General features: G+C 63.4%; 21 protein-coding genes and 1 other RNA gene. 12 read left to right on the top strand and 10 right to left on the bottom strand.

Annotated features, from left to right (window positions below; translation table 11 throughout):
- Positions 1 to 32 precede the first annotated feature (32 nt).
- Together C7I85_RS08500 and C7I85_RS08495 are read left to right on the top strand one after the other, a co-directional pair.
- Entirely contained in the window at positions 33 to 1,688 is a 1,656-nt protein-coding gene (locus tag C7I85_RS08500; RefSeq protein ID WP_106723514.1) for an FAD-binding dehydrogenase, read from the top strand.
- A gap of 521 nt (positions 1,689 to 2,209) precedes the next feature.
- Positions 2,210 to 2,977, top strand: coding sequence for an outer membrane protein (locus C7I85_RS08495; RefSeq protein WP_106723513.1), 768 nt, complete (start codon positions 2,210 to 2,212; stop codon positions 2,975 to 2,977).
- A 156-nt stretch (positions 2,978 to 3,133) separates the two neighbouring features.
- Here the strand turns inward: C7I85_RS08495 and C7I85_RS08490 are convergent, their stop codons facing one another.
- Positions 3,134 to 4,936: an ABC transporter transmembrane domain-containing protein gene (locus C7I85_RS08490; RefSeq protein WP_106723609.1), complete on the bottom strand. Its 1,803-nt coding sequence runs from the start codon at positions 4,934 to 4,936 to the stop codon at positions 3,134 to 3,136.
- Between the two features lie 193 nt (positions 4,937 to 5,129).
- On the opposite strand from C7I85_RS08490, the gene rpmE reads away from it, so the two are divergent.
- Positions 5,130 to 5,351: a 50S ribosomal protein L31 gene (rpmE, locus tag C7I85_RS08485; RefSeq protein ID WP_106723512.1), complete on the top strand. Its 222-nt coding sequence runs from the start codon at positions 5,130 to 5,132 to the stop codon at positions 5,349 to 5,351.
- A gap of 129 nt (positions 5,352 to 5,480) precedes the next feature.
- Here the strand turns inward: rpmE and C7I85_RS08480 are convergent, their stop codons facing one another.
- Positions 5,481 to 6,104 (bottom strand): TetR/AcrR family transcriptional regulator, encoded by a 624-nt coding sequence (locus C7I85_RS08480; RefSeq protein WP_106723511.1) that lies wholly within the window; start codon positions 6,102 to 6,104, stop codon positions 5,481 to 5,483.
- A gap of 95 nt (positions 6,105 to 6,199) precedes the next feature.
- On the opposite strand from C7I85_RS08480, the gene C7I85_RS32010 reads away from it, so the two are divergent.
- Both C7I85_RS32010 and C7I85_RS08475 read left to right on the top strand, forming a co-directional pair.
- Positions 6,200 to 6,331 carry a hypothetical protein gene (locus C7I85_RS32010; RefSeq protein ID WP_280954351.1) on the top strand — a complete coding sequence of 44 codons (132 nt, stop codon included), beginning with the start codon at positions 6,200 to 6,202 and terminating at the stop codon, positions 6,329 to 6,331.
- The gene (locus tag C7I85_RS08475; protein WP_106723510.1) at positions 6,328 to 6,807 is read left to right on the top strand and encodes a DUF1772 domain-containing protein; all 480 of its coding nucleotides are present in this window, start codon (positions 6,328 to 6,330) and stop codon (positions 6,805 to 6,807) included. The genes C7I85_RS32010 and C7I85_RS08475 overlap by 4 nt, the downstream gene beginning before the upstream one ends.
- A gap of 147 nt (positions 6,808 to 6,954) precedes the next feature.
- On the opposite strand, the gene C7I85_RS08470 is transcribed toward C7I85_RS08475, so the two are convergent.
- The 7 genes from C7I85_RS08470 to ssrS form a co-directional block, all read right to left on the bottom strand.
- Complete coding sequence (locus tag C7I85_RS08470; RefSeq protein ID WP_106723509.1) at positions 6,955 to 8,028, bottom strand: D-alanine--D-alanine ligase family protein; 1,074 nt, start codon at positions 8,026 to 8,028, stop codon at positions 6,955 to 6,957.
- A 124-nt stretch (positions 8,029 to 8,152) separates the two neighbouring features.
- Entirely contained in the window at positions 8,153 to 8,455 is a 303-nt protein-coding gene (locus C7I85_RS08465) for a SelT/SelW/SelH family protein (protein ID WP_106723508.1), read from the bottom strand.
- Positions 8,455 to 9,204: a YebC/PmpR family DNA-binding transcriptional regulator gene (locus tag C7I85_RS08460; RefSeq protein ID WP_106723507.1), complete on the bottom strand. Its 750-nt coding sequence runs from the start codon at positions 9,202 to 9,204 to the stop codon at positions 8,455 to 8,457. The genes C7I85_RS08465 and C7I85_RS08460 overlap by 1 nt, the downstream gene beginning before the upstream one ends.
- Positions 9,205 to 9,329: 125 nt before the next feature.
- Positions 9,330 to 10,091, bottom strand: a complete 762-nt coding sequence (locus C7I85_RS08455) for a TerC family protein (RefSeq protein WP_106723506.1) — start codon at positions 10,089 to 10,091, stop codon at positions 9,330 to 9,332.
- 69 nt (positions 10,092 to 10,160) lie between these two features.
- Positions 10,161 to 10,985, bottom strand: a complete 825-nt coding sequence (locus C7I85_RS08450; protein WP_106723505.1) for a TIGR00282 family metallophosphoesterase — start codon at positions 10,983 to 10,985, stop codon at positions 10,161 to 10,163.
- A gap of 58 nt (positions 10,986 to 11,043) precedes the next feature.
- A complete protein-coding gene (locus tag C7I85_RS08445) occupies positions 11,044 to 11,628 on the bottom strand; it encodes a 5-formyltetrahydrofolate cyclo-ligase (protein ID WP_106723608.1) in 585 nt (194 codons plus the stop codon).
- A 111-nt stretch (positions 11,629 to 11,739) separates the two neighbouring features.
- Positions 11,740 to 11,896, bottom strand: a non-coding RNA gene (gene ssrS / locus C7I85_RS08440) — 6S RNA.
- Between the two features lie 351 nt (positions 11,897 to 12,247).
- On the opposite strand from ssrS, the gene tolQ reads away from it, so the two are divergent.
- The 5 genes from tolQ (at position 12,248) to pal (ending at position 16,574) form a co-directional block, all read left to right on the top strand.
- Positions 12,248 to 12,958, top strand: coding sequence for a protein TolQ (tolQ, locus tag C7I85_RS08435; RefSeq protein WP_106723504.1), 711 nt, complete (start codon positions 12,248 to 12,250; stop codon positions 12,956 to 12,958).
- 12 nt (positions 12,959 to 12,970) lie between these two features.
- Positions 12,971 to 13,423, top strand: coding sequence for a protein TolR (gene tolR, locus C7I85_RS08430; protein ID WP_181257119.1), 453 nt, complete (start codon positions 12,971 to 12,973; stop codon positions 13,421 to 13,423).
- A gap of 6 nt (positions 13,424 to 13,429) precedes the next feature.
- Positions 13,430 to 14,506 (top strand): hypothetical protein, encoded by a 1,077-nt coding sequence (locus tag C7I85_RS08425; RefSeq protein ID WP_106723503.1) that lies wholly within the window; start codon positions 13,430 to 13,432, stop codon positions 14,504 to 14,506.
- Positions 14,507 to 14,545: 39 nt separating this feature from the next.
- Entirely contained in the window at positions 14,546 to 15,862 is a 1,317-nt protein-coding gene (gene tolB, locus C7I85_RS08420) for a Tol-Pal system beta propeller repeat protein TolB (RefSeq protein WP_106723502.1), read from the top strand.
- A 205-nt stretch (positions 15,863 to 16,067) separates the two neighbouring features.
- Complete coding sequence (gene pal, locus C7I85_RS08415; protein WP_106723501.1) at positions 16,068 to 16,574, top strand: peptidoglycan-associated lipoprotein Pal; 507 nt, start codon at positions 16,068 to 16,070, stop codon at positions 16,572 to 16,574.
- A 38-nt stretch (positions 16,575 to 16,612) separates the two neighbouring features.
- On the opposite strand, the gene C7I85_RS30925 is transcribed toward pal, so the two are convergent.
- The gene (locus C7I85_RS30925) at positions 16,613 to 16,768 is read right to left on the bottom strand and encodes a hypothetical protein (RefSeq protein WP_181257118.1); all 156 of its coding nucleotides are present in this window, start codon (positions 16,766 to 16,768) and stop codon (positions 16,613 to 16,615) included.
- A gap of 159 nt (positions 16,769 to 16,927) precedes the next feature.
- Here C7I85_RS30925 and ybgF point away from each other — a divergent pair, with 159 nt between their 5' ends.
- Both ybgF and tilS read left to right on the top strand, forming a co-directional pair.
- Complete coding sequence (ybgF, locus tag C7I85_RS08410; protein ID WP_106723500.1) at positions 16,928 to 17,998, top strand: tol-pal system protein YbgF; 1,071 nt, start codon at positions 16,928 to 16,930, stop codon at positions 17,996 to 17,998.
- Complete coding sequence (gene tilS / locus C7I85_RS08405) at positions 17,992 to 19,359, top strand: tRNA lysidine(34) synthetase TilS (protein ID WP_245444846.1); 1,368 nt, start codon at positions 17,992 to 17,994, stop codon at positions 19,357 to 19,359. The genes ybgF and tilS overlap by 7 nt, the downstream gene beginning before the upstream one ends.
- Positions 19,360 to 19,366 lie beyond the last annotated feature (7 nt).

The following is a 19,366-nucleotide window of genomic DNA, read 5'->3' as shown; positions in this document are numbered from 1 at the left end:
CCGAAACTGCGCTTAGGCAGGGGGGCCAAAAAATGGCGGAACATGCGGACGCGATCGTCGTGGGCGGCGGGCTGGCGGGGTTGGTCGCAGCGGCCGAACTGGCAGATGCCGGCAGGCGTGTGATCATCCTCGAACAGGAGGGCAAAAACTCGCTGGGCGGGCAGGCATTCTGGTCGCTGGGCGGGCTGTTCTTCGTCGACAGTCCCGAACAGCGGCGCATGCGCATCAAGGACAGTCGCGGGCTCGCAATGCAGGACTGGCTGGGATCGGCACAGTTCGACCGGCCCGAGGATTATTGGCCGCGCAAGGTGGCCGAAGCTTTTGTTGACTTCGCGGCCGGCGAAATGCGCCCATGGCTGCATGCGCAGGGCATGCGCTGGTTTCCGGTCGTGGGCTGGGCCGAGCGCGGCGGCGCGCTTGCCACCGGCCACGGCAATTCCGTGCCACGCTTCCACATCACCTGGGGCACGGGGCCAGGCGTGCTGGAGCCGTTTCTGCGCCGCGTACGCGAACACGCCTCGGCCGGCAGGATCGAGCTGAAATTCCGCCATCAGGCAAGTCGCCTGGTCAGAACCAATGGTGCAGTCACTGGCGTTGCCGGCGAAATACTGGAGCCCTCCTCTGTTGAGCGCGGCCAGAAATCCGGGCGCGGCACAGTCGGCGAATTCGAGTTCAGCGCCGGTGCGGTGCTGGTCACCTCGGGCGGCATCGGGGGCAATTTCGAGCTGGTGCGCAAGAATTGGCCGCAGGACCGCCTTGGCCCACCGCCGGAAAACATGGTGGCCGGCGTGCCGCATCATGTCGACGGGCGCATGGTGGCGATCGCCCAGGAGGCGGGCGCTGCCGTCATCAACGCAGACCGCATGTGGCACTATACGGAGGGCGTGAAGAACTGGGCGCCGATCTGGCCGAACCACGGCATCCGCATCCTGCCCGGGCCGTCGTCGCTGTGGTTCGACGCGCGCGGCAACCGGCTGCCCGCGCCCTGCCTGCCCGGCTTCGACACGCTCTCGACGCTGAAGGCGATTTTGGCCAGCGGCTACGACTATTCCTGGTTCGTGCTGACTCAAAAAATCATCAAGAAGGAGTTCGCACTATCCGGCTCCGAGCAGAACCCGGACTTCACCTCGAAAAGCTGGCGCGCGGTGCTGAAAAGCCGGCGCGGGGCTGGCGCGCCGGCGCCAGTAGAAGCCTTCAAGCAGCACGGCGAGGATTTTGTGGTGCGCGACAATCTTCCCGACCTCGTAGGCGGCATGAATGCGCTGGCGGGCGAACAACTGATCGACCACGACTATCTGCGCGGCCAGATCGAGGCGCGCGACCGCGAGATCAACAATCCGTACTCGAAGGACGCGCAGGTCACGGCCATACGTGGCGCGCGCAACTATCTCGGGGACCGGCTGGTGCGCACCGCCAAGCCGCACAAGATCCTCGCCCCCGCCAACGGCCCGTTGATCGCGGTGCGGCTCAACATCCTCACCCGCAAGACTCTGGGTGGGCTGCACACCAACCTCGACGCCCAGGTTCTCGACGCGGACGGCGAGCCAATCCCCGGCCTCTATGCGGCGGGCGAAGTGGCGGGCTTCGGCGGCGGCGGCTATCACGGCTACAACGCGCTCGAAGGCACTTTTCTCGGCGGGTGTATATTCTCCGGCCGCGCCGCCGGGAGGCACGCGGCGGAGCGGTGACAGGATCGAGCAGCCGTCAACGTTGAACCTTATCTCCGGCTGGGGCTGACCGGTGCGCTCGGCTTCTTTTTTGCGCCGACTAACTGGTCGATCGCGCCCTTGCTAATGGATTCAAGGCCGAACTGAACGTCATATTTTTGGAAAGCAAGCGTCGGTGGGCGACATCACAATTGCTCGCCGAGTGCTTTGGCGCGGCACGAAATGGCAGCTCTCGTAACGCGCTACTTGATGCGCACCAAGCGATCACAGAATCGTGAACTTTCTTACAAATCACTGATTCTTTTAAATGATTCCAATGATTGCATATGCAAGAACTTTCAAAGTAACGGCTTTTGCAGAGTATTTTCTGGTCTGCATTTACAGCCACCCGATACATTCAATTCAACTCAACATCAGCGGTTGTGAAGGATGTCAACGCCAATTGACTCAACCATTTTCTGATTTGTTGCACTTTTACTACATCAGACTCACCCGACGTCGCGTATAAGAACAGTATATGAGTTTCCTGGAGGGCTAGAATAATGAAGCTGAAGTACGTTGGCGGCATTGCTATCGCCGCAACTCTTTTTTCGTCTGCGGCCTTTGCGGCTGACGTGGTTGTTCCGGAAGTCATTCCGGTATTCAGCTGGACCGGCGCCTATGTCGGCGTGAATCTCGGCTACGGCGGTGACAAGGCCAACCATTCGTTTGACGTCAGCGGATACTATAGCCGCGACGAAGAGCAGCCGGATTGGCACAATGTCGGGAACGGTGAGCTGGACTTTAGGACCAGTGGCTTCCTGGGAGGCGTCCAGGCCGGCTACAACTGGCAGACGGACGGATGGGTCCTCGGTGTTGAAACGGACTTCCAGGGCGCCAACATTAAGGGCGAAACATCATTCAACATTGACATGATGGGCAATGACCCTATCAACGCCACGATCAGTACCAAGCTGGACTGGTATGGCACCTTGCGCGCTCGCGCCGGCGTTCTCGGAACCGAGCGCTTCCTGGTGTACGCAACTGGCGGTCTCGCCTATGGTCGGACCAAGACCTCTATCGATGCAGACATACCTGATTTAAACCTCAACTTTCATGAGAGCCGTTCGAAGACCAAGGCTGGCTGGACGATTGGTGCGGGCGCCGAATATGCCATCACCGATCACCTCACCTTCAAAACCGAGTATCTCTACACGGACCTGGGCAATTCCAACGTCTTCGACGACAACATCGACGACTTTACCCGCGTGAGCGTTGATAGGAAATTCAAATTCCACACCGTTAGAGCCGGCCTGAACTACAAGTTCTGATCGATCGGCAAGTCAAAAAAGAAGCTCCGGGCGACCGGGGCTTCTTTTATTATTGATGTGACTCTATTGCGCGCTCTGCGGCTTCGCACCCAATCTTGAGCGGTCCGCCGTTTGAACTTGGCCGGCACTTTGCCCAATGCTCGAAGAGCGCCCGCTCTACTCCGCCGCCTGGAAAGCCGTCGCGCCGTTTTCGAACTGCAGCCGGGCGAGTTCGGCATAGACGCCGCCCTTGCGCACCAGCGTGGCGTGGGTGCCCTCTTCGACGATTTGGCCGCCATCCATGACCAGGATGCGGTCGGCCTTGAGCACAGTCGCCAGGCGGTGGGCGATGACGATGGTGGTGCGGCCTTTCATCAGCCGTTCGAGCGCGGTCTGCACCGCCGTCTCGCTCTGGGCGTCGAGCGCGGAAGTTGCCTCGTCGAGCAGCAGGATCGGCGCATCGCGCAGAATGGCGCGGGCAATGGCCATGCGCTGGCGCTGGCCGCCCGACAGCATGACGCCGCGCTCGCCCACTTCCGTGTCGTAGCCTTTTGCGAGCTTTTCGATGAACTCGTCGGCGAGCGCGTCACGCGCCGCCGTGCGGATGTCGTCCTGTGAAGCGCCAGGCCTGCCGAAGCCGATGTTTTCGCCTGCGGTCGCGGCGAAAATCGTGATGTCCTGCGGCACGATGGCCGTGCGGGCGCGCACGGCTATCGGGTCGGCCTTGGCGACATCGACGCCGTCGACCAGCACCGAACCCGATTCGGGATCGTAAAAGCGCAGGATCAACGAGAAGACGGTGCTCTTGCCGGCGCCCGATGGGCCGACGATGGCGACGGTTTCGCCCGGCTCGATGGCAAAGCTGATATTGTGCAGGGTCGGCCTGTCGGGGCGCGCCGGATAGGCGAAGGAGACGTCGCGGAACTCGACCCTGCCCTCGGACTTCGCCGGCAGCGGCAGCGGGTTCTGAGGCGCGACGATCTGCGGCTCTTCGGCCAGGATCTCGGTCAGACGCTCGGCGGCGCCGGCCGCCTGGCTGAGATCGCCCCACACTTCCGAAAGCGCGCCAAGTGCGCCGGCGGCGAAGACCGAATAGAGAAGGAACTGGCCGAGCGTGCCGGCCGAAAGCGATCCATTGAGCACGTCGCGGGAGCCGAACCACAGAACCGCCACCACCGAGCCGAAGATGATGAAGATGGCGACGAAGGTGAGGATGGAGCGCGCCAGGATCGACGAGCGCGCCGCCTCGAACGAAATGTCCACCGCGCGCGCGAAGCGTCCCGTCACCAGCTTCTCGTTGGTGAAGGCCTGCAGGATGCGCATGGCGCCGATCTGCTCGCTGGCGTAGGCCGTGGCGTCGGCGAGCGTGTCCTGCGCCGCGCGCGACTTGCGGCGCACCGAGCGGCCGAAGGCGACCAGCGGCAACACCACCAGCGGAATCGCGACAAGCACCAGGCCGGACAGCTTCAGGCTGGTCACCACCATCATGCCGATGGCGCCGATGCAAAGGATGACGTTGCGCAGCGCCACCGAGGCCGTGGCCCCGACAGCCGATTTCACCTGCGTAGTGTCGGCCGTCAGGCGCGAGACGATCTCACCCGACTGGGCGGTGTCGAAAAAGGCCGGCGACAGCCTGGTGACGTGGGCAAAGACGTCGCGGCGGATATCGGCCACCACGCGCTCGCCCAGTGTGATCACGAAATAGTAGCGGCCGGCCGAGGCGGCTGCCAAAATCGCCGCCATGATCACCAGCATGGAGAAGTAGTTGGCAATAAAGCCGGAATCGGAATTGGAAAAGCCGTGATCGATCATCCGTCGGACGGCGATCGGTAGCGTCAGCGTGGTCACAGCCGCCATCACCAGCGACACGCCGGCGCCGACGACGAGGCCGCGGTAGCGTCCGATATAGGGCGAAAGACGCTGCAGCGGTTTGAGCGAACGGCGGTTGTTTTTTTCCGTGTTGCGCCCGCTCTCAGCCATCTTGTCCGTCCTTTCGGTCGTGCGGCGCGAAACCGCCGGTGCGGCCTTGTGATTCAAATCGGCCTGATGTATAGCCACGCCGACCGTTTTAGAAGCCGTGGCCCCTCAATAGCTGCGGCTTCGAGTTTTCAAAAGAGGCGCATCGCCGCAGGCGCAAGCCGCGAACCGCGCCCCCAGAAGCAGGAAAAGTGCGATGAAGGCCGATATCCATCCCGACTACCACGTCATCAAGGTCGTCATGACCGACGGCACCGAGTATACGACCCGCTCGACCTGGGGCAAGGAAGGCGACACGATGAACCTCGACATCGATCCGTCGACCCATCCGGCCTGGACCGGCGGCACGCAGACTCTGCTCGACCGCGGCGGCCGTCTGTCGAAGTTCAAGAAGCGCTACGAAGGCCTCGGCATCTAAGCATTTTGCAGCGAGGTGGAAACACCTCGCGTCGCACAAATGCGGCCAACTAAATGGCCGAACCGTAGAGCTGCCAATTGCAAGAACCCGCCTTCAAGGCGGGTTTTTTTATGCCTGTCATCTGCGCCGCTAAATCTCCGCCAATTCCCGCAGCACCATGCGCTTGTAGGTTTCCACCAGCGCAGCACCTTCATCAGGATCGACCGAGATTGCCAGGCGCATCGTCGACTCGCCAAGCGACATGATCAGGAATGCGGAACGGGCAAGCATTTCGGGGTCGGCGCCGGGCTTGAGGCGCTTCAACACCGCGGCCAGCAATTCACCATTGGCGCGGCTCTCAAGCAGTTCCACCTCGCGCAGACTTTTGTCGGCCTGCATGCCAGACCAGATGTCGCGCATCACCGGCCCGGCAAGGAACAGGCCGTAGTAAGTGTCGATCAGACCACCGAACGCTTCGCGCAACCCCGCCATGTCGCGCACTTCGTCCAGTGCTGACTCGATGCATTGGCGTCCATCCGCATTGTAGCGCTCGGCGAGTGTGCGGATGATCGCGCTCTTGTCGGGAAAATACTGGTAGAGCGAGCCGATCGAAATCCCCGCTCTTTCCGCCACCTCGCTCATGCGCATGGCGTCGCTGCCCGTCTCGGCGATGAGGCCGGTGGCCGCCTCAAGAATAGCCTCCACCCGTTCGCGGCTGCGCTTCTGGCTCGGCGCCCGGCGCCGCTTGGAGGTGAAGGCCTCATTCTCATCCATGGTCGTCCTCGATGCGATCCCGGTTGACAGCCATAATATGAGGGTTTATCACATTTGCAAATGTGAGGACTACTCATGTTCAACGTGGAGGCAGTATGAACACCCCAAATTCCAGCGTCTACAGGCCCATCCATATCCTCGGTGGCGGCAAGACCGGCCGGCTCGTAGTCGAAGGGCTTACGTCGCGCAACACCGTCGTCATCCGCATCCGGGGAGACGGCAAATGATCGCGCTGTTCTTCCTCGCCCTCACCTTCCTCGCGGCATTGGGAAGCGGGCTGATGGCCGGCCTGTTCTTCGCCTTCTCCACCTCCGTCATGGCCGCATTGGCCAAGCTGCCGGCGGAGAGCGGGGCAGCCGCCATGAACGCCATCAATGTGGTGATCCTCAATCCGGTCTTCTTGAGCGTGTTCATGGGCACGACGCTCGCCTGCGCAATCCTGGCCGTCAGGGCGTTTCTGAACTGGAGCGAGGCGGGCTCGGCCTGGCTGATGGCCGGCAGCCTGTCTTATCTGATCGGCATCTTCATGGTGACGGCAGCCTTCAACGTGCCGCTGAACGATGCGCTGGCCGCCGTCCCGCCGCAAACGAACGAAGCCGCGACGTTCTGGACGCGCTATCTGGCCGAATGGGTGCCCTGGAACCATGTGCGCACAATGGGCGGCATAGCAGCGCTTGCCAGTTTCATCATGGCGCTGCGTTAGAGCATGATCCCGAACCGAAGGTCCGCGTCAGCGAAAAATTGCAGACTTTTCGGACAAGATCATGCCCCAAAACAATAGCTTAGAGCGAGACGGCGATTCAACGAAAAGTCATCTCGCTCTAAAAGTGAGCGGAGGCTGACGTCCCGGTCAGCCCTGCCGCTGCCACCGCGCCACGGCATGTTCGATCAGCCGGCCGACCAGGTCGGGATAGGCGATGCCGCTCGCGGCAAGCGTCTTGGGATACATGCTGATATTGGTGAAGCCAGGGATGGTGTTGAGCTCGTTGACGAGCGCGCTGCCATCAGCGCGGACGAAGAAATCGACACGCGCCATGCCCTCGCAACCAAGCGCCAGGAATGCCTTGCGGGCGATGTCCTGTAGTGCCTTCATCTCCGCCTCCGGCAGCTCGGCGGGAATGCGCAGCGCAGCGCCGGCGGCGTCGACATACTTGGCCTCATAGGTGTAGAAGCCATGGCTCGCGGCCGGCACGATCTCGCCCGGCACCGAAACGATATACGTTCCGTCGGCCTGCTCGAGCACGGCAAACTCGACTTCGCGGCCGGCGACGAATTCCTCGACCAGCACCTTGCGGTCGTGCCTGAAGGCCTCACCCAGCGCCGCGCCGAACTGTGCTTCCGTCTCGACCTTGCTCACGCCCACCGAAGAGCCCTGGCGCGCCGGCTTGACGAAGACCGGCAGGCCGAGTTCGGCCTTCACCGCCTCGAAGGAAGGCCGCTCGCCGGCATGAACGGTGACGGCGCGCGCCACGGGCAGCCCCGCATCCCTCATCAGCCGCTTGGCAGCGTCCTTGTCCATTGCGTTGGCAGAGCCAAGCACGCCGCAGCCGACGTAAGGCACGTTCGCGACCTCGGCCAGGCCCTGCACCGTGCCGTCCTCGCCGAACGGGCCGTGCAACACGGGAAAGAGGACATCGATCTTCGGCAGCTCGTAAGGCGCACCATTGTCAGGAACAGCGACCAGGCGCCCCTGGCCGCCGGGCAGAAGGCTCGCCTCCGTGCCGGTTTCGGGCACCTTGGGCAATGCGCCGTCTGCGCCGAGCGAGGTCAGGAACCACCGTCCGTCGCGGCCGATGCCGATCGGCACGACCTCGTATCTGGCGGGGTCGATCGCCTTGACCACATTGCTTGCCGAAAGGATGGAAACTTCGTGCTCGGCGGAGCGACCGCCGAAGAGAACTGCAACGCGTGGTTTCGATGTCATGCCTGGCTCCGCTCTCGACGAGTTGCTGCCTGAAGATCAGTGAGCACATCGAATGGAAGGCGATTCGCGCTTATCTGTGGCGATAGGGCTGCGCACGCGCCTGCTGTGAAAATCTAAGGCAGATTCAGGCCGGGTCGCCCGCCTTGCGATCAGAATGGCCGAGATCGCGCTCGGGATCGATGATGTCCCGGACGCGCTGCTTGAGCACCTTGGCTTCGGGAAAACCGCCGTCGCGTTTGCGCTCCCAGATTAGCTCGCCGTTGCAGGTGACCTCGAAGATGCCGCCGGTGCCCGGCACCAGCGCCACCTCGCCAAGTTCGGTGCCGAATGTCGAAAGAAGTTCCTGCGCCATCCAGCCCGCACGCAGCATCCACATGCACTGGGTGCAGTAGGTGATGGCTATGCGGGCTTTCGGCGCAGAGGTCATCAGGCCGCGCTGAGCTTGGCGAGCGTGGCTTCGTCGACCTCGAAATTGGCGTAGACGTTCTGCACGTCGTCGTCGTCCTCGAGGGTGGCGATGAGCTTGAGGATCGACTGGGCGCGGTCCTCGTCGACCGGGATGTTGTTCTGCGGCTTCCAGATCGCCTTGAGCGACTGGGCTTCGCCCAGCGAGGTTTCGAGCGCCTTGGACACTTCGCCGAGGCTTTCGAAGGCGCAGAGGATGGTGTGGCCGTTCTCGTCCGACTGGACGTCGTCGGCGCCAGCCTCGATGGCCGCATCCATGACCTTGTCAGCGCTGCCGGCCGAGGTCGGATAGACGATCTCGCCCACGCGATCCCACATGAAGGACACCGAGCCGGTTTCGCCGAGCGCCCCGCCGGCCTTGGTGAAGGCAGCGCGGACGTTGGAAGCGGAGCGGTTACGGTTGTCGGTCAGCGCCTCGACGATGACGGCAATGCCGCCCGGGCCGTAGCCCTCATAGCGCACTTCCTCATAGTTCTCGGCATCGCCGCCCGAGGCCTTGTTGATGGCGCGCTGGATGTTGTCCTTGGGCATCGACTCGGCCTTGGCGTTCTGCACGGCAAGGCGCAGGCGCGGGTTCATCGCCGGGTCGGGCAGGCCCTGCTTGGCCGCAACCGTGATTTCGCGCGCGAGCTTGGAAAACATCTTGGACCGCACCGCGTCCTGGCGGCCCTTGCGGTGCATGATGTTCTTAAATTGTGAATGGCCGGCCATGGGACCCCTGTTCGCTATAGGATTTTGGCTATCTGGAATGGCCGGGCTTATAGATAAATCGCCGTCCAACGTCCAGAAAAACCGGTTTGCCGGCACTTTGAAGACGCCGGCAAACGGCAAAAAAGTCACTGTTCGCCGCTTGCCCTTCGGCGCCGGGCCAGCATGTTGAGCGTCTCGACCAGCGCCGAGAAACCCATCGCCGCGTAAATATAGCCCTTGGGCACATGGTAGCCCATACCGTCGGCAATCAATGTCATGCCGATCATCAACAGGAAGGCCAGCGCCAGCATGACGATGGACGGGTTTTGGCCGATGAACTTCGCCAGCGGATCGGCGGCCACCAGCATGACGGTCACCGCCGCGATGACGGCGATGTACATGATGACGATCTCGTCAGTCATGCCGACGGCCGTGATGATGGAATCGACCGAGAACACCAGGTCGAGCAGCAGGATCTGGAAGATCGCCGCGCCCAGCGACAGTTTTAGCGTACCGCTGACCTGCGCCTCGCTGGTGTCGTGGTTGGGATCCATGGAGTGATGGATTTCGGTCGTGGCCTTCCAGACGAGGAACAGGCCGCCGGCGATCAGGATGATGTCGCGCCAGGAGAGGCCATGGTCGAACAGGGTGACGACCGGCGTGGTCAGCTGGACGATGAACGAGATGGTCGCCAGGAGCAGAAGCCGCATGACGAGCGCGGCGCTGATGCCCAACCGGCGGGCGCGCGATTGCTGCTCCTTGGGCAGCTTGTTGGTCAGGATCGAGATGAAGATGAGGTTGTCGATGCCGAGCACGACCTCCATCACCACAAGCGTGACAAGGGCCGCCCAGGCCGTAGGTTCGCTCAGGAAGGCGAAATGCGGCGCCAGAAATTCGATGATCGGCATCTGCGGAGTTGTCCCCTGTCCGGTGAAGATTTCCGGCAGAGGTAGGAACGCACTCGCCTTACGTCAACGTCAGCTCCAGAAGGAAGGTACGGTTTCTTCCAGCCGGGGCCCGAGCCTGAGCGGCGCTATCTTTTCGGCAAGGCCGGTGCGGTCGGAAATCTCGACGCCCACGCCGCAGATCGTGGCCGGGCCGCTGGCCGCCTCGAAGCGTCCCTTGGGCACCTTGGAGAGGAAACGGTTGAGCGGCTCCTCCTTGTCCATGCCGAGCGAGGAGTCGTAGTCGCCGCACATGCCGGCATCCGTCAGATAGGCGGTGCCGCCATTGAGGATCTGGTGATCGGCGGTCGGCTGGTGGGTGTGGGTGCCGACGACGAGGCTGGCGCGCCCGTCGACGAAATGCGCAAAGCACATCTTCTCGCTGGTTGCCTCGGCGTGGAAGTCGATGACCACCGCATCCGCCTGCTCGCCCAGCGGGCAGGCCGCAAGCTCGCGCTCGACCGCCTGGAAGGGATCATCCAGTTCGGGATGCATGAAGACGCGGCCCATGATGTTGGACACCAGCACGCGCGCGCCGTTCTTGGCGATGTAAAGGCCCGAGCCGCGGCCCGGCGTGCCTTTCGGGAAATTGACCGGGCGCAGGAAGCGTTCTTCGCGCGGGGCGAAGGTCAGCGCCTCGCGCTGATCCCAGACGTGGTTGCCGGTGGTGACGACGTCGGCGCCGGCATTCACCGTCTCGCGAAAGATCTCCTCGGTGATGCCGAAGCCGCCGGCGGCGTTCTCGCCGTTGACGATGACGAAATCCAGTCGGAGGTCGACGATCAGTCCCGGCAGCTTTTCCCACACCGCCGTCCGACCGGACTTGCCGACCATGTCACCCAGAAAGAGAAGTCTCATATAAACAGAAAGCCTTGATACCGCGGAAAATGTCGATGCCGGGCAGCCGGCCCCCCTTCTATAGAGTGGAGCCGAAGCGGCGCAACCCGCTTTCGCTCAGGATTTCCGGGATGATGACGTCGTGCGGCTCGTCCGGCACCAGCGGAACTTCCTGGCAATCGAAGGCAATACCGATCATGCGCGGGCGCATACCCTGTTCGTACAGGCGCGCGATGGCGCGGTCGTAGTAGCCGGCGCCGTAGCCGATGCGGTGGCCGCGCCTGTCGAAGGCGGCGAGCGGGATGAGCATCAATTCGGGATCGAGCACCGGGGCGTCTTCCGCCGGTCCAGTGGTGCCGAAACTCATCTCGACCAGCTCGGCGCCGCGCACCAGCTCGCGAAACACGATGGTCGTCTTGTCGAGGATGGCCGGCAGGCAAAGACGCGCGCCCCTGTCGCGCAGCGCAAACATCAGCGGGCGGATGTCGACCTCGGAACGCATCGGCCAGAAGGCGGAGACGATCATGCCGGGTTCGACGGGGATGCTGGCGGCCATGTCGGCCATTTGCAGGGACATTTCGATGCGCCAATCGACCGGCAGCGCGTCGCGGCGCGCCAGCGCCTGATTGCGCAGTTCCTTCTTGAGGGCCTTCATCTCGGTCACTGCTTCATCCACTCCTTCCAGTCGCTTCTCACAAGAATAGAAGAAGCGATCGCCGCAAGTCGTCGCCAGAGCGACACCTGCACCCTGTCTGCCGCCGGATTTTAGGGAAAGGGGCGATCCACGCAACCGGTGGAGAAGTCGATCCCGGGAACCTACAAAGTAGGTGGGCGCCGTTTGAGAAAACCCACGAGTCTTCCCAGGGACAGCTCCCTTAAGGATCGATAAGGCCCCGGGGAAATGTTACTCCTGCCGCGAGGCGCAGACCGCCGAGGCGAATATAGAATGCCGCGCGGCGGGATACCAGAGCCGGACGCACGGAATCGACAGACGTCTCGCAACGGCAAGCAATGAGCCCCAGCAAGCGGCGCCGATAATCTTACCGCCGATCGCTTCGCCTGCCCTATTCCTAACTCATCTTTAACCATAACGGTCCATGAAGAACTTGGTGAGGATTGTGCGGATTTAGCGCCTTCCTTTCACCAAATTTCGCCCCGAAAAGGCCGATAACGGCGCATTTGGGGACAATTCCGGTAGCTTCGCGCGAACGGACCACACATGGGATGATGCGCATGGGCAAAGCCACGAGCCGGGCCCGGAAAGTATTAAGGACTGTCTAATCATGGAAAATCTCGCACTCGCCGAACCGAGCGCATCATTGTCTATCTGGGCGCTGTTCTGGCAGGCAGGCTGGGTCGTCAAGCTGGTCATGCTTGGCCTGCTGGGCGCCTCCATCTGGACCTGGGCCATCATCGTCGACAAGACCATCGCCTATAACCGCATGCGCGCGGCGCTGAACCGCTTCGAGCAGGTTTTCTGGTCCGGCCAGTCGCTGGAGGAGCTTTACCGCACCCTCTCCGACCGCAAGACGACGGGCATGGGCGCGATCTTCGTGGCCGCGATGCGCGAGTGGAAGAAGAGCTTTGAGAAGGGCGCCAAGTCGCCGCTGGCGCTGCAGACCCGCATCGACAAGGCAATGGACCTGGCACTGACCCGCGAGATGGAACGCATGGAAGGCCGGCTCGGCTTCCTCGCGACCATCGGCTCGGCGGCTCCGTTCATCGGCCTGTTCGGCACTGTGGTCGGCATCATGACCTCGTTCCAGGCCATCGCCGGTTCGAAATCGACCAACCTGGCCGTCGTGGCCCCCGGTATCGCCGAGGCGCTGCTGGCGACCGCAATCGGCCTTCTGGCCGCCATCCCCGCCGTCATCGCCTACAACAAGCTGTCGGCGGATGCAGGCAAGCTCAGCATGCGCATGGAAGGCTTCGCGGACGAGTTCTCCGCCATACTGTCGCGCCAAATCGATGAGAAGGTGGGCCCGAAGGCCTAAGGGGACGCAATCATGGGAATGTCTGTAAGCGCAGGCGGGGCCGGGCGCGGGGGACGCGGCAGACGACGCGGCCGCAAGGGCCCCATCTCCGAAATCAACGTCACACCGATGGTGGACGTGATGCTGGTGCTGCTCATCATCTTCATGGTGGCAGCGCCGATGCTGACCGTTGGCGTACCGATCGACCTGCCCGAAACGCAGGCCAAGGCGATGAATGCCGATACACAGCCGATCACCGTTTCGGTGAACGACAAGGGCCAGATCTTTCTGCAGGAAACCGAGATCCAGCTCGAGGAAATCGTGGCCAAGCTCGAGGCGATCTCGAAGACCGGCTATGAAGAGCGCATCTTCGTGCGCGGCGACAAGACCGCCGACTATGGCACCGTGATGAAGGTGATGGCGCGCATTTCCGCCGCCGGCTACAAGAATCTCGGCCTGGTGACGCTCCAGGAACAGGACAAGTAACCAGGCATGCGAGCCGGTCTTACAACATCGGTTGTCCTGCATGCTGTGGCGCTGGGCTTCGGCCTGCTGACCCTGTCGGCGCCGCGCGCCTTCGACGTGACGGACGTCGAATCCCTGCCCGTCGATATCGTTCCGATCGAATCGATTACCCAGATCCAGCAGGGCGACAAGAAATCGCCCATGAAGGACAAGCCTGCGCCCAAGCCGACCAAGCGGCCCGACACCGTGCCCGATGCGCAGAAGGTGGGCGACAATAGTGTCGACACCGACAAGAAGCCGACACCGGAGGCCAAGCCCAAGCCGGTTGAAACCGCCGACGCGCCGCCGCCGGCACCCGAGCCAACGCCCAAGCCCGCGGATCAGCCGAAGCCCGAGCCGGTGAAGCAGCCCGAACCGAAGCCCGAGCCCAAGCCGGAACCGGTCAAGGAGCCGACGCCGCAACCGCAGCCGCAGCCCAAGGAAGAGCCCAAGCCTGACCAGGTGGCCGAGGCGATCGCCGCCGAGAGCCCGACCGCGGAGGCCGTGCAGCTGCCCAAGTCGGCGCCGTCGCCGGAAGCCAAGCCCAAGCCGCAGCAGCCGCAGACCACCAAGACGCCCGACCGCAAGGAACCCGATAAGCCGACCAAGCAGGCTTCATCGAGCCCGAAGTCGGACGAGAAGTCGTTCAACGCCGACGAAATCACGGCCCTTCTCAACAAGGAGAAGGCGTCCGGCGGCGGCGCCAAGCGCTCGAGCGAACAGGCTTCGCTCGGCGGCGACAAGAGCAACAACAGCGGCGCAAAGCTTTCGCAAAGCGAGATGGATGCGCTGCGTGGCCAGATCCAGCGTTGCTGGAACATCCCGGCCGGTGCGGCCGACGCGCAGAACCTGCGCGTTTCGGTGAAGTTCAAGCTCGACCGCAATGGCGCGGTCGAGGGCGATGCACAGGTCGTATCGGGTGGCGGCGCCAGCGGCGTCGAGCGCGCTGCGGCAGAATCGGCACGACGCGCCGTTCTGAAGTGCTCGCCCTACAACCTTCCCGCCGACAAATACGACGCCTGGGCGGACGTCATCGTCAATTTCGATCCAAGCGAGATGTTCTGATCCCGCGTACGCGCGTCTGAACAAAAGAGGCCGAACTATATGAAACATCTTTTGAAATCGATCATGCTGATGGGCGCGCTGGCCGCCGGGATGAGCGCCGTGGCGACACTGCCGGCGCGCGCGCTCGTCGAGATCAACGTCAACAAGGGCACGGTCGAGCCGCTCCCGATCGCCATCACCGACTTCCTGTCGGGCGACGGCATCGGTGCGGAGATCTCCAGCATCGTCGCCGCCGACCTGAAGCGGTCGGGCCTGTTTGCGCCGATCGACAAGGGCGCCTTCATCGAAAAGATCTCGAATCCCGACGCCTCGCCGCGCTTCGAGGATTGGAAGGTCATCAACGCCCAGGCGCTGGTCACCGGCCGCGTGACCCAGGAGGCCGACGGCCGCTTGCGCGCGCAGTTCCGCCTCTGGGACACCTTTGCCGGCCAGCAGCTGGTGGGCGAGCAGTTCTTCTCCTCCAAGGCCAATTCGCGTCGCGTGGCCCACATCATCGCCGACGCCATCTATGAGCGGCTGACCGGCGAAAAGGGCTATTTCGACACGCGCATCGCCTTCGTCGACGAATCCGGCGCCAAGACCCAGCGCAAGCGGCGCCTGGCCATCATGGACCAGGACGGCGCCAATGTGCGCTACCTGTCGGACGGCCGCTCGATCGCCATGACGCCGCGCTTCTCGCCGTCGCGCCAGGAAATCACCTACATGTCCTATGAAAGCGGTCAGCCGCAGGTCTATCTGCTGCAGATCGAAACCGGCCAGCGCGAGCTCGTCGGTAATTTTCCGGGCATGACCTTTGCGCCGCGCTTCTCGCCGGACGGCCAGCGGGTGATCATGAGCCTGCTGCGCGACGACGGTAACTCCAACATCTTCTCGATGGACCTGCGCAGCCGCACCACCACGCGCCTGACCAATTCCAGCGCCATCGACACCTCGCCCTCCTATTCGCCGGACGGCTCCAAGATCGTCTTCACCTCCGACCGTGGCGGCCGGCCGCAGATCTACGTGATGGGCGCCGATGGCTCGGGCCAGACCCGCATCTCCTTCGGCGAAGGCACCTATTCGACGCCGGTATGGTCGCCGCGCGGCGACCTGATCGCCTTCACCAAGCAGTCGGGCGGCCAGTTCCAGATCGGCGTGATGAAGACCGACGGCTCGGGCGAGCGCATCCTGACGAGCGGCTTCCAGCAGGAGGGCCCGACCTGGGCGCCGAACGGCCGCGTGCTCATGTTCTTCCGCGAGGCCGCCGGCTCGGGCGGTCCGCGCCTCTACTCGATCGACCTGACCGGCCGCAACGAGCAGGCGATCCCGACGGCGAATTTCGCCTCCGACCCGGCCTGGTCCCCGCTGCTCGAGTAGCAATGCCTTGCGAAGCGCGACGTTTCACCGAATCGCCGCGCTTCCGCCGCATTTAGGCCTAGGGTGCGCGCGAAATGAGACATAGGCACAGGGTCGCGGACGGGCGGCCGCAATCAAACGTTAACCATGTTTCTTGTACGCCGGTTAACCTCAATGTGGTTACTGGTCGATCAACGAAATCACTCGAATGCGAAGGAGAGGCGGGATGCGCCGCATCGCTAAACTTGCAACCAACCCCGTGGCCATTGCCCTGGTGGCATCGCTGGCGCTCGCCGGCTGCGCCTCGAAGAAGACCCCGAACAGCGCGGCCGATCTTGGCCTCGGTGGCGCCGGCGCCGCGACGCCGGGTTCCGCCCAGGACTTCACCGTGAATGTCGGCGACCGCATTTTCTTCGACACCGACTCCACGTCGATCCGCGCCGACGCCCAGGGCATCCTGGCCCGCCAGGCCCAGTGGCTGAACAAGTACTCGCAGTATGCGATCGTGGTCGAAGGTCACGCCGACGAACGCGGCACCCGCGAGTACAACCTGGCTCTCGGCGCCCGCCGCGCCGCCGCCACCCGCGACTACCTGGTCGGCCGCGGCGTTGCCGCCAACCGCATCCGCACCATCTCCTACGGCAAGGAACGCCCGGTTGCCGTCTGCGACGACATCTCCTGCTGGTCGCAGAACCGCCGCGCCGTTACCACGCTGGGCGGCGCCGGCAGCTAAAGCATGATCCCGAAAAGTTGCAGACTTTTCGGACAAGATCATGCTTCAAGAAAAAGGCTTAGAGCGAGATAGCCATTCAACGAGAAGTCATCTCGCTCTATGCCGAAAGCCAGCCAGTCAGTGGCGTAGACAAAAAAGGCGGTCCATGTGGCCGCCTTTTCCTTGCGACCTGCCCGTTTCAGACCACGCGTCATGGGGCACTGTTGCCTTCCTGCATCACCGCCCCAAGAAGCCGTTTTTGCAGGCACTTCGGCCATTCACGCAAACAAAATTTGGCCGAAGTCTCTGGCGCTGATAAAAGGCAGAGCGCAATCGTTGCGATTTGCAATTCCCGTTTTATTGGCGAGAGGCACATGTATTTTCGATCTATCCTGAGTGGCACCCTGGCCGCGCTTCTTCTGTCGGGTGCAGCCTATGCGCGCGACGTTTCGACGACTGCTGCCCCGGCAATGACCGGCAATCAAGGCATTGCCGTTCCGATGCCCGCGACAGGCCTTCCCGGCGTGTTCAGCGGCCAGAAGGCCGGCCTTGTTCAGGTCGCCCAGGCCAGCGATCCGCGCGTCCAGACGCTCGAGGAGCAGGTCCGCACCCTGAACGGCACCATCGAGGAACTCAACTTCCAGGTCCTGCAGATGCAGGAACAGCTGCGCAAGATGCAGGAAGACAATGAGTTCCGCTTCCAGGAGCTGGAAAACAAGAAGAAGTCGGACGCTGGTTCCGGCCACACCAACAGAAGCGTCGCGGAGAATTCCGCGGCGTCTTCCGCCTCGGAGCCGCTGGCCTCACCGGCCGGCCAGGCTGCAAGCAACTCCTCTGCCAATGTGGAGGAGATCATCACTGAAAATGGCGGCTCGCAGCCTGCCACCGGCACGCCCGGCAAGGGCACCCCGCCCAAGACCTTCGGCACGATCACCTTCGACGCCAACGGCAACGTCAAGAGCGGCAGCATCGGCGATGCGGCGAGCGCCGACTCCGCTCCGGTCGAGAGCAACACGGCCCCGGCCAGCCAGGGCACCGTCGTGGCCGCCCTGCCCGAGACCAACAGTCCCGACGAGCTCTACCGCAATTCCTACCAGTTCATCCTTTCGGGCGACTACGGCACGGCCGAGACCGGCTTCCGCCAGCACATCGAGCGCTTCCCGAACGACCCCAAGACGGCCGATTCGCATTTCTGGCTCGGCGAAGCCCTGCTCGGTCAGCAGAAGTACCGCGACGCGGCGGAAACCTTCCTGGCCGCCAACAAGGCCTATCCGAAATCCAAGAAGGCCCCCGAAATGCTGCTCAAGCTCGGCATCTCGCTGGTCGGCCTGAAACAGCGCGACGTGGCCTGCGCAACCTTCAACGAAATCGGCAAGCGCTACCCCGACATCACCACTGCGTTGAAAGACCGCGTCAAGCAGGAACAGGCGCGTTCGGCGTGCTGACGCTGCGAGCCGATCTCGACCCCCTTCGGCTCTACTCGACCTTTGATTTTGCCGAGCACCGCACGCTTGTCGCGGCGGTTTCCGGCGGCAGCGACTCGCTCGCTCTTCTCTTTCTCACCAAATCCTGGCTCGACCGCATCGCCCCCGACACCAAGCTCGTGGCGGTGACCGTCGATCATGGCCTGCGGCCGGGCTCCGCCGCCGAGGCCGAAGAAGTGGCAAAAATTGCCGCGCGGCACCGCGTTGCCCATCGCACCATGACCTGGACCGGCGAAAAGCCGAAAACCGGCGTTCCGGCCGCCGCACGGCTGGCGCGCTATCGTCTGCTTGCCGAAGCTGCCCGGCTTGAGGGCACTGACGTGATCCTGACCGGCCACACGGCCGACGACCAAGCCGAAACGGTGCTGATGCGCAGCCAGCGCGGCACCTCCGATGACGATGCGCGCGGCCTGGCCGGCATGGCGCCCGTCACCTTGTTCGACGGCGCGACATGGATCGTGCGGCCGCTGCTCGGCACGCGCCGGCGGGCGCTGCGCGACTATCTGCGCGGCATCGGCGAATCGTGGCTGGACGATCCGACCAACGTCAATCAGCTCTTCGAACGCCCGCGCGTCCGCGCAGCACTCACAGGCGCCGAGGACGGGCGCGTCGAGACGGCGCTGGACATGGCCGCGCAGGTCGGCGAGGAGCGGCTGCGCCTGGGCGACGGCGCGGCCGCTCTCATTCGCGCACATGCGAGCCTGCCCGGGCTCATCCGCCTCGATCCGACCTTTGCGGGAGCGGAAACCACGACAGCCGTCTATGCGCTGCGCATTCTGCTCGGCGTCGCGGGCGGCACCCCTCACCTGCCGGACGCTGCACGCGCCGCGGCGCTGTTTGGGCGGTTCGGCCGGGAATTTTTTTGCGCCACATTGTCGCGGACCGCGCTGGACGCCAGACGCGACGGCATCTTCCTGCGTCGCGAGGCGCGCAATTTGCCGGCCCCGCTCACACCCGCGGACAACGCGGCTTGGGACGGGCGCTTCCGCCTTCGCGTTGAACGCCCGCCAAGCGACGCGCTCGTTGCGCCATTGGGCTCCACCCAGGCAAAAAAGGCCGGAATCGAAGGCGTGAACGCCCCTGCCAGCCTGATCCGCGCCGCCCAAGCGACGCTGCCGGCGCTTTGGCGGGGCGGCGAATGCCTCGGCGTGCTGACCGCGAAGAGTGAACCGTACGGGGTTTCGGCCATGCCGATCGCCGCCCCCTGGGCGCTGTTCCTGCCCGGCTTCGATCTTGCGCCGGCTACAGCCATTGCCGAATTGATCTTTGCGGAAACACCGCCGGCGCCGCCATTGCGAAGCCATATTGGGAGTAAAGCTTAACCGAACC

Source organism: Pseudaminobacter soli (ex Li et al. 2025), assembly GCF_003012705.1.
Taxonomy (GTDB): Bacteria; Pseudomonadota; Alphaproteobacteria; order Rhizobiales; family Rhizobiaceae; genus Pseudaminobacter; species Pseudaminobacter soli.
The sequence above is the reverse complement of the archived record's forward strand: the minus strand, read 5'-3'. Positions and strand labels throughout refer to the sequence as shown.